The sequence below is a fragment of the Apibacter sp. B3546 genome, assembly GCF_009827885.1.
Taxonomy (GTDB): Bacteria; Bacteroidota; Bacteroidia; order Flavobacteriales; family Weeksellaceae; genus Apibacter.
On record NZ_WINW01000027.1, the window covers coordinates 1 to 12404 of the forward strand.

Annotated in this window: 16 protein-coding genes; all 16 read left to right on the top strand. The window is 30.4% G+C overall.

The window, feature by feature from the left end; genetic code table 11:
- Positions 1 to 238: 238 nt before the first annotated feature.
- A complete protein-coding gene (locus tag GFU93_RS04555) occupies positions 239 to 709 on the top strand; it encodes a methyltransferase domain-containing protein (protein ID WP_160567598.1) in 471 nt (156 codons plus the stop codon).
- Positions 710 to 765: 56 nt separating this feature from the next.
- On the top strand, positions 766 to 951 hold the full coding sequence (locus GFU93_RS04560; protein WP_160567600.1) for a hypothetical protein: 186 nt from the start codon (positions 766 to 768) through the stop codon (positions 949 to 951).
- Positions 952 to 1384: 433 nt separating this feature from the next.
- Positions 1385 to 1861, top strand: a complete 477-nt coding sequence (locus GFU93_RS04565; RefSeq protein ID WP_160567602.1) for a hypothetical protein — start codon at positions 1385 to 1387, stop codon at positions 1859 to 1861.
- Positions 1862 to 2020: 159 nt separating this feature from the next.
- On the top strand, positions 2021 to 2467 hold the full coding sequence (locus tag GFU93_RS04570; RefSeq protein ID WP_160567604.1) for a hypothetical protein: 447 nt from the start codon (positions 2021 to 2023) through the stop codon (positions 2465 to 2467).
- Between the two features lie 68 nt (positions 2468 to 2535).
- Positions 2536 to 3789, top strand: a complete 1254-nt coding sequence (locus GFU93_RS04575; protein ID WP_160567606.1) for a S49 family peptidase — start codon at positions 2536 to 2538, stop codon at positions 3787 to 3789.
- On the top strand, positions 3789 to 4811 hold the full coding sequence (locus GFU93_RS04580) for a hypothetical protein (protein ID WP_160567608.1): 1023 nt from the start codon (positions 3789 to 3791) through the stop codon (positions 4809 to 4811). Before GFU93_RS04575 ends, GFU93_RS04580 begins: the two co-directional genes overlap by 1 nt.
- 2 nt (positions 4812 to 4813) lie before the next feature.
- Complete coding sequence (locus GFU93_RS04585; protein ID WP_160567610.1) at positions 4814 to 5380, top strand: hypothetical protein; 567 nt, start codon at positions 4814 to 4816, stop codon at positions 5378 to 5380.
- On the top strand, positions 5373 to 5705 hold the full coding sequence (locus GFU93_RS04590) for a hypothetical protein (protein WP_160567612.1): 333 nt from the start codon (positions 5373 to 5375) through the stop codon (positions 5703 to 5705). Before GFU93_RS04585 ends, GFU93_RS04590 begins: the two co-directional genes overlap by 8 nt.
- A gap of 99 nt (positions 5706 to 5804) precedes the next feature.
- On the top strand, positions 5805 to 6539 hold the full coding sequence (locus tag GFU93_RS04595) for a hypothetical protein (protein WP_160567614.1): 735 nt from the start codon (positions 5805 to 5807) through the stop codon (positions 6537 to 6539).
- Positions 6529 to 6924 (top strand): SufE family protein, encoded by a 396-nt coding sequence (locus GFU93_RS04600; protein WP_160567616.1) that lies wholly within the window; start codon positions 6529 to 6531, stop codon positions 6922 to 6924. The genes GFU93_RS04595 and GFU93_RS04600 overlap by 11 nt, the downstream gene beginning before the upstream one ends.
- A gap of 14 nt (positions 6925 to 6938) precedes the next feature.
- The gene (locus GFU93_RS04605; protein ID WP_160567618.1) at positions 6939 to 7484 is read left to right on the top strand and encodes a hypothetical protein; all 546 of its coding nucleotides are present in this window, start codon (positions 6939 to 6941) and stop codon (positions 7482 to 7484) included.
- Positions 7485 to 7500: 16 nt separating this feature from the next.
- Positions 7501 to 9018: a terminase large subunit domain-containing protein gene (locus GFU93_RS04610; protein ID WP_160567620.1), complete on the top strand. Its 1518-nt coding sequence runs from the start codon at positions 7501 to 7503 to the stop codon at positions 9016 to 9018.
- Positions 9019 to 9322: 304 nt separating this feature from the next.
- On the top strand, positions 9323 to 9661 hold the full coding sequence (locus tag GFU93_RS04615; RefSeq protein ID WP_255448646.1) for a hypothetical protein: 339 nt from the start codon (positions 9323 to 9325) through the stop codon (positions 9659 to 9661).
- Between the two features lies 1 nt (position 9662).
- Positions 9663 to 10973, top strand: coding sequence for a hypothetical protein (locus tag GFU93_RS04620; RefSeq protein WP_160567622.1), 1311 nt, complete (start codon positions 9663 to 9665; stop codon positions 10971 to 10973).
- A gap of 10 nt (positions 10974 to 10983) precedes the next feature.
- Entirely contained in the window at positions 10984 to 11904 is a 921-nt protein-coding gene (locus GFU93_RS04625) for a DUF6712 family protein (protein ID WP_160567624.1), read from the top strand.
- Between the two features lie 55 nt (positions 11905 to 11959).
- Positions 11960 to 12388, top strand: coding sequence for a hypothetical protein (locus tag GFU93_RS04630; protein WP_160567626.1), 429 nt, complete (start codon positions 11960 to 11962; stop codon positions 12386 to 12388).
- Positions 12389 to 12404: the final 16 nt, after the last annotated feature.

Genomic DNA, 12404 nt, shown 5'->3' on the forward strand with positions numbered 1-12404 from the left:
ATAATGATTATAATCATGGACGTCAATTTCATTTGCCATCCGCTAGAAAAGGGTTTCAATCCCTTTGGCATTCCATATACGGAATTGAATCGTGGGATGAAAATCCGTGGGTATGGGTATATAGCTTTGAATGGATTGACAAACCCAAAGATTGGAAGTATTAAATCTAAAAATATAATTATTCATATAATTAATCTAAAAAATAACAGAGCCGGTAAAAAGAATACTAGCATAAAAAATGGAAAATAAAATAATACTAGATGCCTGTTGTGGCTCAAAAATGATGTGGTTTGACAAAAAAGATCCACGTGCTGTTTACATGGATATACGTAAAGCTGATTTTATTGCTTGTGATGGAAGACGTGCGCATATTGATCCCGATATCATAGGAGATTTTAGAAAAATGCCATTTGACGATAACTCATTTAAAATGGTAGTATTTGATCCTCCACATTTAAAAAAACTGGGTCAAAATTCCTTCACAGCCCAAAAATACGGCAAATTATTTCCTTCATGGGAAGACGATTTAAAATCAGGATTTGATGAATGTATGAGAGTCTTGCAAAATGAAGGCTTTTTAATTTTTAAATGGAATGAATATCAAATACCCCTTTCAAAAATAATTGAAATCTTTGGAGTTCACCCCCTTTTTGGACACAAGTCCGGCAAACAATCATTAACCCATTGGCTGTGCTTTATTAAGGATTAAATATCTCTAATTAAAAAAGTTAGTTTTTAAACTGTATAACTTAAAACTTATTTTTTATGGAAAAAGCTATAAATGAAATTTTAAAAAATATGGAATTTTACCAAAAAGAACTAGCAAAAAATGAAAAAGCTTTAAAGGTATTACAAGATATTTGTTTACATAAAAAAGAATATCAAGCAACTAATCCATCAGGAATAATTAAAAGCAAATGTACTAAATGCGGTAAAATATTTTACAATTAATAAATAATTTAAAAATAATCTTGGCACTTAGTTTTACTAAGTGCTTTTTTTTGCAATATACTTTATCTTATCCCCCGCACCCCCTATAAAAAAATGTATACGGTTGGACGACTCATTACTTTTAGTTCAACGGTTCAACAGTTTATTATATTAAATATAATTATATATTAAATATATAATTATTAGCTACTTACATTAATAAAATTGTGTGATATTTCTGTTGAACTTTGTTGAACCTTTTTTATTTCATTTAAAAAAGTTCAACAGGTTAAATTACATTTTTTATATTTAAATAATTGATTTTAAAAAGATTGGATGCCTGTTGAACTGTTGAACTTTTTTTATCAAAAAAAGTATATAGTATTTTAAAATATGAAATATTCTTACATGGTATGAAATTTTCTTATTTTTGTGTATTAAATTCTTTTATTATATGGTAACAATTGATATTCCTGTATCTTCTTATGTTAAAAAATTTATGACAACTTTATACGGAGATAATTATACCTTAAGTTTAACCGATACTCTAGGTAATGCGATCTCTGCATTATTGATGAAAAAAACTAATAATTTTAATAGTTTATACAAAAAAGAAAGGGAATGCGTATATACAATTCGTATTTCTTTTTCAAAGATGAAAAATGAGGGATGTATTATCAGTAAAAATAATATTCATCTGATAGGCCAATTTTGTGATAAATATTTTCGTGAAACCATTTTTTTAGCAATCCTTACTAATTCAAATAATGGAAAAGATAATGTAAAAGATACCATGCGTAAAGCTTTAGGTACTTATAATATAACTGAAGATGATATTGCATTGGATACTTTATATAGGGATTATTTAAGAAAAAGATCTTCACCGCCTTTTTCAAAATTGTATACTCAAAAAATAGCCGCAAAAAGCTAAAATATTCATTTATTTATGAAAGAAGATGATAATTTAATTAAAGAATTATATAAAAATTACGTCCCTAAACTACTAACATGCTGTAAATTAGCAACTTAAACACGTTAAAAGTGACATAAAAAATTTTTCCATTATTTGTTACCTTTATTTTATATCATTATGTTAAAAATATGTAATACTATTGATGATTTTTCAAATGAAATACGCGAAGCCTGGATTATACCTTTAGATGAAATAAATGTGTATTTAGAGGATGTCTTAAATGATATTTCATTTATGGAAAATATAAATAAAATTCCTGAAGATAAGATAGTAAAGATAAGGTTACTTTTTGATGATGTTGCGATTAACTGCGTTCAAAAGAAATCTAATTCCGGAATACTTTACACCCATTCGTATACAATAACTTTACTTCCAAATAAAAAGGAATATTTAACTAACCTTACCAGTTTACTCCATAAAAAAATTGTATTGCTGCTTTTTAGTCCACTTAATAATTTTCTTTTAGGTATACATTCCGGTCTTACATTAACATTTACGGAATCAACAGATTATTTAAGATTACTAATTTCCGGAGATTCATATTTTCCGGCACTTAGGCGTTAAATTGTCCTTTTTTGAAGTAATCTGTAATTTGATATTTGTATATCAATTATAGTCTTAGCTATCATACAATGAATAAAAGTATTATTACTTCACTTTTTACAGAACCGTGGTATCTGGATAAGCCTTTTCGAGTTATAGGGAATTTATATGCAGATTTTATTATGAAAAATAAGGAAAAAAATGAAGCCGAATATTTGGCTTCCATCAATTATTTCCCTTATTCGGAAAGCAATAAAAAAATAGCCATAATTCCTTTATCAGGTATCGTTAGAAAATATGGCTACGGATCCACTTCCGCAATATCCGATTTACTCGATGTGATGGAGCAGGACGATAGTATAGCCGGGGTGGTTTTTTTAACTGACAGCCCGGGGGGTATGGCTAGTGGTACAGGAATGTTGGCAGAAAAAATTTTTAATTTTAAAAAGCCTACCGCCAGTTATATCAAGGGGTTATCTTGCTCTGCAGCTTATTATATTAATGCTGCTACCGATAAAATTTTTGTAGATAAAAATGCCGATTGGGTCGGTTCTATAGGAACTCTTATATCTTTTGTTGATTGGGTACCTCTTTTTGAAAAATTCGGTGCTAAATATTATGAAATATACTCCTCCTTTTCTTCTGAAAAAAATAAATCTTTTCGTGATTTAGTTTCCGGTAATCCTGAAAAATTAAGAGAAGAAATAGACACTTACGCAAAAGATTTTATAACACACATGCAAACATTCCGTAAAAATATGGATGAGGACGTCTTTAAAGGGGGCACATGGAGGCCTAAAGAAGCCGTAAAAAAAAGACTTGCCGATGCTATAGGCAATTTACAGGATGCAATTGAATATATAGCTCAAAAATCAAAAATTAATTCAAATCAAAATAATATGGCAGAAAAAAAATATCCTAAAATAGCCTCTATTTTAGGTTTAGAGGTTTCGTTAAAATCCGGTTTTTTATTTGGTCAAAAAACCGTAAACTTATCAGAAAATCAGTTAGATTTAATTGAAAATGCTTTAAGTTCTAATTTAACCGATGAAACGGTTAATTCATTGTCAACCGATAAAAAAAATCTGGAACAAAAACTTTCGGATAATTTAAATCAGATTGAAAATATTAAAAAAGAAATTGCCACTTCTTTAAAAAATTGCAATTTAACCGGTACCGGTACTATTGTCGAAGATATTAAATTACTTTCTTCAAAAGTTATAGAGTATGGACGAAAGGATGGCGAAATTCCTACTTCAGTTTATTCATCAAAGGATAAAGAAGATGCGCCATTAGAAAATGATATTCTTACTAATAATTATAAATTTTTATATAACAAGTAATGCCCAGTATAAATTTAGACGGTTTAGCTAAAGCAATAGCTACCTATGCGAAAGTAGAAAAAAAATTAGTGTTAGCAGAATTTGCTAAGGCCTTGAAAGTTTCTGTTGACAAGTATTGCAAAATAGTAACTAAAGTTAATGGAGAGTATCATTTATATAATACTGTGATGAGCCATGTCGTACAGGGTTTTGAGCCTAAATGGCAAGAATTGGGTGAATGGTACGCAAGAGAATCTATTTTAAAAAGTTATCGTCAAAAAGTTAATTTTTCAATCGTTCCTGCTAACGTTTTAGGAACGGCTTTAGCAGAATTATACCAGGAAAATAAAGAGCCTACCGTTAAAGAAATAGTCAGGGTTATCATTAAGGATTTGCTTATTCAAATAACGGATGATTTGGAGCTTTTATCCATGCAAGGGAGTTACGATCCTGCTAATAAATCCGGTAAGTTTGGGTTTTCTTTAGAGGGTTGGAATCAAATCGTTAAAAATTTGCTTAAAAATACAAACAATCCGGCTTATAAAATTCCTTTGGATCCTTTAACCGAAGTTAATATTTACGATCAACTATTAAAATTTGAAAAGGGTATACCAAAAAAGATGAGAGCTAAGATAAAATACATTCACATGTCAACCAATAATGCCGATAATTACACCATCGAGTATGAGTCCAGAAAAGGACAAGTGGTTACCTACAAGGATTCGGACAAGACTAAGTCGCCATTAGGAAAACGAGCCATTATTGGATATGATAACATGGATGACGATATTATTTTTGCTACCATTGAAGGAAATATGGTTAAACTTATAGATTTAATAGAAAATCCGGCAACTATCAATGATGTTCAAAAAGAAGATTATAAAATTAAGCTTTTTTCAGATTTTGAGTTAGGTTATGGTTTCGCATTAAATGAGGCTGTATTGGTAGCTAATTTCACCGATAAAACTAAAGGATTAGGGAATGAAAAATTGATGGAATTGTACTATCCTCACGAATCAGGTATTAAAAAAAATAATGTTTAGTTATGGATAAAAAAAAGAATTGTTTTGATGATGTTGCCGTTGAAAACTTATTGTATTGTGCAAACGATGAAACAGACGCCGGGTTGTCAGAAAATAACATTTATTATATAACTGAAAAAGATGTTAAGACTCTGGAAATACCTTTGAAATCAGGAAACTATAAAGAGGCGGGCACTATTTCTAAAGAAATCGTTACCGAAACTGGTAAAGGTTTTGTACGGTTGGATTGTTTAATTGATGAAAACGAATTAACAACTGCTTTGGCAGGAAAAACGGGTAATAAGAAACAATCGACCTCTTTAGATATATTCATCCCCGGAATTAGAGCGGAAGTATTAGGTTTTATACGAAAATTTAAGAGTGACCGTTTAATTTTTATAGTTACAACCAGGGACGGAAGGAAATTTGTAATAGGTAATAAAATAAATTCTGCATATATGGAAGATGCTAAAGGATCTTCAGGTAAAGGACAAGATGATAACAACGGAGTTTCTGTTACATTAACCGCCAGAGCCCCGTTATTAGAATATACAGGTTCTATTCCTCTAAAGGTTGAAAAAAATGATTAAACAAAAAATTCAGGCAAATACAGGTATTTATTTTGAGCTTTTTAATACAAATTCTACCAATTTTATTTTGCCGGATAATACCACGATCAATTTTTCGTTAGGTATGCCTTATAATTCATTGGACATTTACAAAATGGGTAGTTTTCCTTACTTAGGCTTGAAAGAAGGAGCCGAAATACTCTTTAAAGATGAAAGTATAGAAAATATAATTAAGTATATTTCACAAGCAAAGCGTAAAGGTGATGTTCTTATTTTAAGTAAATCTTCAACTTCAGAGAAAGTTAAAAAAGCAGCGGATGAAAAGCTGAAATTTTTTATAACATAATTATTTATATTGTTAACAGAATAACCGCTAAACAGGCGGTTATTTTTATTTAATTAAATGTCCTTTGAGTCAAGATAACAAATTTTACAATTTTGTAAAATGGATAGTAAAAGTGCTATAAAGGAATGGTTTAAAAATGGTTGCGAATATAAAGCCGGAGTACAATTATATTCTCAAATACCGCACAATAAAAGATTATTAAAAATTTTTCAATCAAAAAATACCCCCTTTACTTGTCAAAAATTATCCTATGAGTTAACTAATTTTTTAAATGCTTCTAACTCATCTTCTACAGGTGTTACCGATAGTTTAAATAATGCTATGCCAAATAGAGTTGATATAAAAACTAATATTTCCATAAAAAAGCCTATTTCTTTTTATCCTGTAGAACTACATAATGTTTATAAAAAAAGAATTTCTTCTTATTATGATGCATGCACGTTAAAAATTCAATTGAACGAATTACAAGAGGAATTATATGAGGAGGCCTTAGATCTTCAATTAAAAATTTTTAAAACTTGGGAGATTAATGATAAATGCTTTAAAATTCTTGAGCATTATGAAAATTATAAACGCGTTTTACCCTTTGAAACTCAAAAACAATACGAAAATTTAAGTCCAATGTCTCTAGTTAATGAACGGCAACGGCTATATAGCAGGGTAACAAAAAGAAAAAAAACACTTTTAAATTTAGAAAGCAAATATTCAGTAATGCCTGAAGGTCCCTTAAAAAATAATTTGCTGACTAAAATTAATAATAAAAGGGAAGAATTGCAGGAATTAACCCTTCAAATTGAAAAGTTAAGCAATACAATTGAAACTAATGAACGCTAAAATTGAATCCTTAATACAGCCAATACTCGCATTAAATACGTGGGAAGAAAGATACCGGTATTTTATTGATTTAGGAAAAACCGGTCCTGATTTTCCGTCTAGTTTAAAAACTAATGAAAACGTTATTAAAGGTTGTCAGTCGGAAGCTTGGTTGTATATAGAAAGTGTTAATGGTACAGTATACATTTCCGGCTATTCGACTTCAATTTTTGTAAATGGCTTTATCCGTTTATTAATAAATATATATTCCGGTGAAAATAATATTGATATAAAAAATAATTCTTATCCGTTTTTAGCTTTAATTGGTATGCAGGAAATGGTTACACCTATGCGTGGGAATGGATTATTAGCTATTCACAATAAAATAAAAAGGTTTCACGAATGATTAGTTACTAATATATGATCGTTAAATTTAATAAAGACAGTACTCTTAATAAGTTAAAAGCTGCTTATTTGGATGATAAAGTGAAATTAACAGCTTTTGAAGAAAAATTATTAGAGCAGCTTAAATATATTTTTAGTTTGCGACTTAAGAATAAGTATACAAAGGGACAGGCTATTGATAAATTTATGACTGAATACGGCGTATCTCGAGCTACAGCCTACCGTTATTATTCTAAAAGCGTATACTTATTCGGGGAATTGGAGGATATTAATTTAAAAGCAGAAAAAATTTTTTTAGCAGAGCAATATTGGTTTTTGTATCAAATGCAGGTTCGTGATCGTGCATGGAATGATGCTAGAAAGGCCTTAGATTCTTATAAGGACCTTTTCGATTTTTCTAATAGTACATTGGATGCTGATATAGATAAATTGAAAGCTAGTAATTATCGACTTGTTATTCCTAAGGAATTTTTGGCCTATATGAAGGAAAGATCATCAAAAGGTGTAGTTAATATGAATATGACAGCCGAAGATATCGGGTATGAAGAATTAGGAGAATAGTTTTACATCAAGATGTATGATTATAAATGAAAAAAAAATAGAACTCAACGTACCGCAAATGCAAGCAGTTGCGGAGGTTGAAATTTTTAGAAAAAAATATATTTATTTAGAATATGCCAGGGGTACCGGAAAGTCTTTCATTTTAGCTTTTTTTATTTTAAAAGCAGTAAAGGAGATGCCCCGAGCTACAGGGGTTTTGGTTGGATCTAGCTATGTTCAAATATTGTCACGAACTTTGCCCTCCACTAAAGAAGGCTTATCTAATTTCGGAGTTCATGAAAATATAGATTATGTAATCGGAAAGTCCGGTGTTTCTAAAGGTTTTGAATTACCTTTTCAAGCTCCCTCAAATTGGCGTAATGTGATTCACTTTCGTAACGGTCATATTATTATAATGGTTTCATTAGATATGACCGATGCCGGGCGGGGTATAAATTCTTATTATGTATTAGGAGATGAAGCAGCTTTATTGGATAAAGAAAAACTTTTTTATAATGTTCATACTACTAATAGATCTTATAAAACTGAATTTAAACACTCACCAATGTTGAATTCACAAATTTTCGTATCATCAACTCCGTTAACTCTTAAGGGAAAATGGTTTGTTGAAATGGAAAAGGAAGCTTTAAAAAATCCTAAAGAATTTGCATTTTTAAAAGCTAATGCTTACGCTAATTATAAAAATTTATCACCTCAATGGTTTAAGAAGATGTTGTCTAATTCTCCTTCTAAAATCCATTATGACGCTGAAATATTAAATATACGTCCTCCTGCGGTTCAGAACGGTTTTTATTCTAATCTTAATCCGGATATCCACTATTATGGTAATAAATATGATTTAATCTATTTAGAAGAAGTAGGTAATAATTACAGTAAGAAACATAATACCTCACGTCAAGATACAGATATAGTTAAAACCATTGGACTTCAGTTTAATTTAGATTTTGGAAAAAGAATTAATTCAATTTCTGTATCTCAATATCTTAGGTCCATAAATGAGGTTCGTTTTGTTAAGGAGTTCTTTAATAAAGACCCTCTTGATATGTTAGATTTATTGCCTGAAGTTGTACATTATTTTAATAAACATGAGGAAAAAACTGTTGAGCTCTATCACGATGTTTCAGGCTATGCAAAAGAAAAAGGAGCTAAAGAATCTTTAGCTGAAAAGGTAATGAAATATTTTCGCTCTCAGGGATGGCGTGTTATTAATAAAACCCCTAAAACCAATAATCCGGGACATATGGCGAAGTTTTTGGTTTTAAAAGAAATTTTGTCTGAGAGAAACAAAAATTTACCTAAAATACGTATTAATAAAGACAATTGTCCAAACCTTTGTATTTCTCTTGAAAATGCAGAAGCAAAAATAAAAGAGAATAGCGAATATGGTAAAGATAAATCTTCTGAATTATCTCTTACCATTCCTCAAGAACAAGCAACGCACCTTTCTGATACTTTAGATTATAATATTTATTGGCAATTTCATTTAGCCGTTAAGCATGGTTATAAAGATCCTTTCACTTTTCCTATTTCATAATTATTTACATAAAAACTAATTTTCTTCATTAAAAAATATTTTTTTAATGGTTTTTTATTAAACATTATTAACATTTAACAATGTTCTTATCTCATATTTCGATTTGTACAAATAGGGAAAGTGAACATGCAGCTAAGGAGCCGCCGTGCCTCGGCTTGAAAATTTGAGACAAAAAAGTCAAAATTAAAATATAATTTATTGACTTTAAGAAATATAAACTTTATTATTTGAGAAAAACTATAAAAAAATAGCCCTTTTTTTTGTCCTTTTACTCTCCTATTAATTAAAATAGATTTGTATGTATATGAAAAATACAATCTTTCTAACCGAAGCTTTAAAAATCATGCACTCTAAAAATTCAGATGGAACGCCCGTCCATTTTGATGTAGAAATAAGAGAGTTTTCACGTCAAAATAAAACGGGCGGTAAATACAAAATATATAATGACGCTAAACTATTATCTCAAAATAAGTCTTCAAAAAAAGGCATAATTAAAAGATATAATTATACCAATGAAAAAGATAAAAGAAAACAAAACCATTGGGAAAATCGAACCAGAAATTTAGAGCTGGCAAATGGAGAAATCAAAAGAATCAACATTTTGTTTATAATAAAATTTAACGGTAAAAATGTAATTTATTAATATGGTAAAAGAAATCGCTAAAGGTATTTATATATCTTCCCATTCAATATACAATATAGGGTCCTCTTCGGGTTATGATACAACCAATTTAAAAATTGATAACTCCAACTACCTTACTGAAGAAAAAGCGGTTGTTTGGGGAGGTGACAATAATTATCCACAAAAAGTGCTTAGAGACATACGGTTAACCGGAGTCTTAGGCGCTGCAATACAAGTGCGCACCACTGCTCATTTTGGGTCAGGGCTAACACTATATATAGAAAATGAAAAAGGGCAAAAAGAATTAAAATCGTACTCATCAGTACCGGGGCTTAAACAATTTGATAAAATAAATAATTTAAATCGCTTTTTCATTGATGTAGTACACGATTTAGAAATTTACTCTATTGCCTTTGTAGAGTACGTTTTAAGTCGCGATTTTACCAAAATAAATAGAATAAAAAGGCATGCCGTCCCTTTTTGTCGATTCGAAGAAATGTCCAAAAACGGGACGATTCAAAACGTATATCTAAATGCCGATTGGTCCAATTATAGAAAAGAATATACACATAAAATACCTGCTTTTAGCTTTTGGTCAACAGCCGAAGATATAAAAACCTATTGCAGACAAAGAAACATACATAAATTTATTATTCCCATACATTATACAATGGATAATGAAATATATTATCCTAAACCCTACTATCAATCAGTATTAAAAAACGGATGGGCATTAATTGCACAATCCGTACCGGCTGTAAATAAAGCAATACAAGAAAACCAATTACATTTTAAATTTTTAATATCAATATCAGAAGCCTATTTTACATCGGTTTATGAAGAATGGGGCACGCTTAAACCGGAAGAAAAAAAAGCGAAACATGAAGAGGTAATTGATCGTATCGATAACCACATGTCGGGTATGAAAGCCGGGGGGCGTTCATTTACAGCTCCGATGTATATGGATGATACAGGAAAACCTGTAAAATCTATTATGATAGAACCCATAGATGATAAATTAAAAGACGGAGCTTTTCTCCCAAATGCTACGGCCGCTAATTCTGAAATATTATTTGCCCTTCAAGTGGACCCCTCACTAATTGGTCAAGGAATCCCGGGCGGTAAAAGTTTAAGCGGTTCCGGCTCTGACAAGCGCGAGGCGTACACTATTCTTTGCGCTTCTCTGGTAACCAACCGGTCAACCTCTCTCCTGCCCTTTTATTTTCTTAGAGATTGGAACGATTGGGGCGATGATTTAGATGCAACCTTTCCAAATACCGCTTTGACAACCTTAGATAAAAATCCGTCTGGAGCTGAAATCATTATAAATTAAAATTTAAAATATGCCACTAATAAAAAATTTAGAAGAATTATTAAAATATGTAGTCGTTGACAACGGAATTGATTATAATGTTTTGTCAATATTTATGGCAAAGGCGGAACGAAAAATAAAAACTTTAATTGGTAAAGAACAATATAATGAATTTGTTTCCATGACGAAAGATGACCCCGTAAAAGAATTACTAACATCTGCGGTTGCTCAACTTTCACTGCTGTATGCCTTGCCCTCTTTAAAATTAAGAATAACAAATTCCGGTATTTTTACAACGGACACTTCCGAAACCCGTGTTCCTGAATGGTGGGAAATCCGAGATTTACATAACTCTTTAAAAAATAATTCTTTTTCAGATGTAGATGAAGCTTTAAAAGAAATGGAAACAGATCCGACCACTTATCCCAAATTTATATATTCGGAGAATTACACCCAAATTAAAAATTTAATAATCACTCATGCCGGAGCATTTCAAAAATATTTTAATATAGACGACAGTCGATTAACCTATTTAGCATTAGTTCCGTCCATTCGTGAGTGTATAGATGAATACTTGTTACCCTGGATGGGACAATGTATTTATGATATTCCGAATACATCAAAAGGTGATTATCTTCTTGAGCTTTTACAAAAAGCATTAGTGGCATTTACCGTGGCTAAGATAGCCCATACAGGATCATTTTCTTTAACTAATAATACTTTAGTGGTGAAATGGGAATTAATGCCGTGGGAAAAAGCCGAAAAAATCGCTGAAAACTTATTAGAAAACTTAAAAGATGATCGGTTTAAAATGGGTACAAAATATTTAAATCTAGCTAAAAAATATGTAGCAGATAATTTCGATGATTTTAAATGTCTTCAAGATCAAATAAATGAGCAAAAAACAATTTCAAAAATTTTTTTAAGAAAATCAGGGATATACCTGGGATAATGCTGTCCTTCTTTTTTTTTATATCGGCTTTTAATTTTGGTTAAAATATTTTTTCATGGGTAAACATATTTTTCAAACCAAAGAAGATAAACTTTTATATAATGGCACCCGAATATTAAAAGCATTAAAGGTATCGTACAATTCCAGTACCTATAATGTAACCCTTTTTAATGCTTTTGATACAAAAGATGTTCTTATACGGCAAGCTAAAGTACAAGACTTTGAAGTAAATGGTTTAACATTTAATTCTTTCAATGAATTATGCGAAGTATTAAACGAAATACTTTTTAAAAAAGGAGGAGGGAGGGTAAGTGAAAACAACGGAACTGCTACAAGCGGGACTTTGGAAGAATTAAGAGCAGGAGTATCCACAACCTCTGTTTTATGGTCTCCTTTAGTGCTTTCAACCTGGTTAAAAGAAACCATTAATCATCAAGAGGAAGATCCTCTAAAAATATATCAAGAAGAATTATTAAAAAAATAAAAAACTATGAGCTTAT

What these genes read in the sequence shown, in the direction of transcription:
- GFU93_RS04630 (WP_160567626.1), top strand. Translation starts at nt 11,960, where the DNA reads ATGGGTAAACATATTTTTCAAACCAAAGAAGATAAACTTTTATATAAT.
- GFU93_RS04595 (WP_160567614.1), top strand. Translation starts at nt 5,805, where the DNA reads ATGGATAGTAAAAGTGCTATAAAGGAATGGTTTAAAAATGGTTGCGAA.
- GFU93_RS04620 (WP_160567622.1), top strand. Translation starts at nt 9,663, where the DNA reads ATGGTAAAAGAAATCGCTAAAGGTATTTATATATCTTCCCATTCAATA.
- GFU93_RS04585 (WP_160567610.1), top strand. Translation starts at nt 4,814, where the DNA reads ATGGATAAAAAAAAGAATTGTTTTGATGATGTTGCCGTTGAAAACTTA.
- GFU93_RS04625 (WP_160567624.1), top strand. Translation starts at nt 10,984, where the DNA reads ATGCCACTAATAAAAAATTTAGAAGAATTATTAAAATATGTAGTCGTT.
- GFU93_RS04580 (WP_160567608.1), top strand. Translation starts at nt 3,789, where the DNA reads ATGCCCAGTATAAATTTAGACGGTTTAGCTAAAGCAATAGCTACCTAT.
- GFU93_RS04565 (WP_160567602.1), top strand. Translation starts at nt 1,385, where the DNA reads ATGGTAACAATTGATATTCCTGTATCTTCTTATGTTAAAAAATTTATG.
- GFU93_RS04555 (WP_160567598.1), top strand. Translation starts at nt 239, where the DNA reads ATGGAAAATAAAATAATACTAGATGCCTGTTGTGGCTCAAAAATGATG.
- GFU93_RS04570 (WP_160567604.1), top strand. Translation starts at nt 2,021, where the DNA reads ATGTTAAAAATATGTAATACTATTGATGATTTTTCAAATGAAATACGC.
- GFU93_RS04560 (WP_160567600.1), top strand. Translation starts at nt 766, where the DNA reads ATGGAAAAAGCTATAAATGAAATTTTAAAAAATATGGAATTTTACCAA.
- GFU93_RS04605 (WP_160567618.1), top strand. Translation starts at nt 6,939, where the DNA reads ATGATCGTTAAATTTAATAAAGACAGTACTCTTAATAAGTTAAAAGCT.
- GFU93_RS04575 (WP_160567606.1), top strand. Translation starts at nt 2,536, where the DNA reads ATGAATAAAAGTATTATTACTTCACTTTTTACAGAACCGTGGTATCTG.
- GFU93_RS04610 (WP_160567620.1), top strand. Translation starts at nt 7,501, where the DNA reads ATGATTATAAATGAAAAAAAAATAGAACTCAACGTACCGCAAATGCAA.
- GFU93_RS04590 (WP_160567612.1), top strand. Translation starts at nt 5,373, where the DNA reads ATGATTAAACAAAAAATTCAGGCAAATACAGGTATTTATTTTGAGCTT.
- GFU93_RS04600 (WP_160567616.1), top strand. Translation starts at nt 6,529, where the DNA reads ATGAACGCTAAAATTGAATCCTTAATACAGCCAATACTCGCATTAAAT.
- GFU93_RS04615 (WP_255448646.1), top strand. Translation starts at nt 9,323, where the DNA reads ATGAAAAATACAATCTTTCTAACCGAAGCTTTAAAAATCATGCACTCT.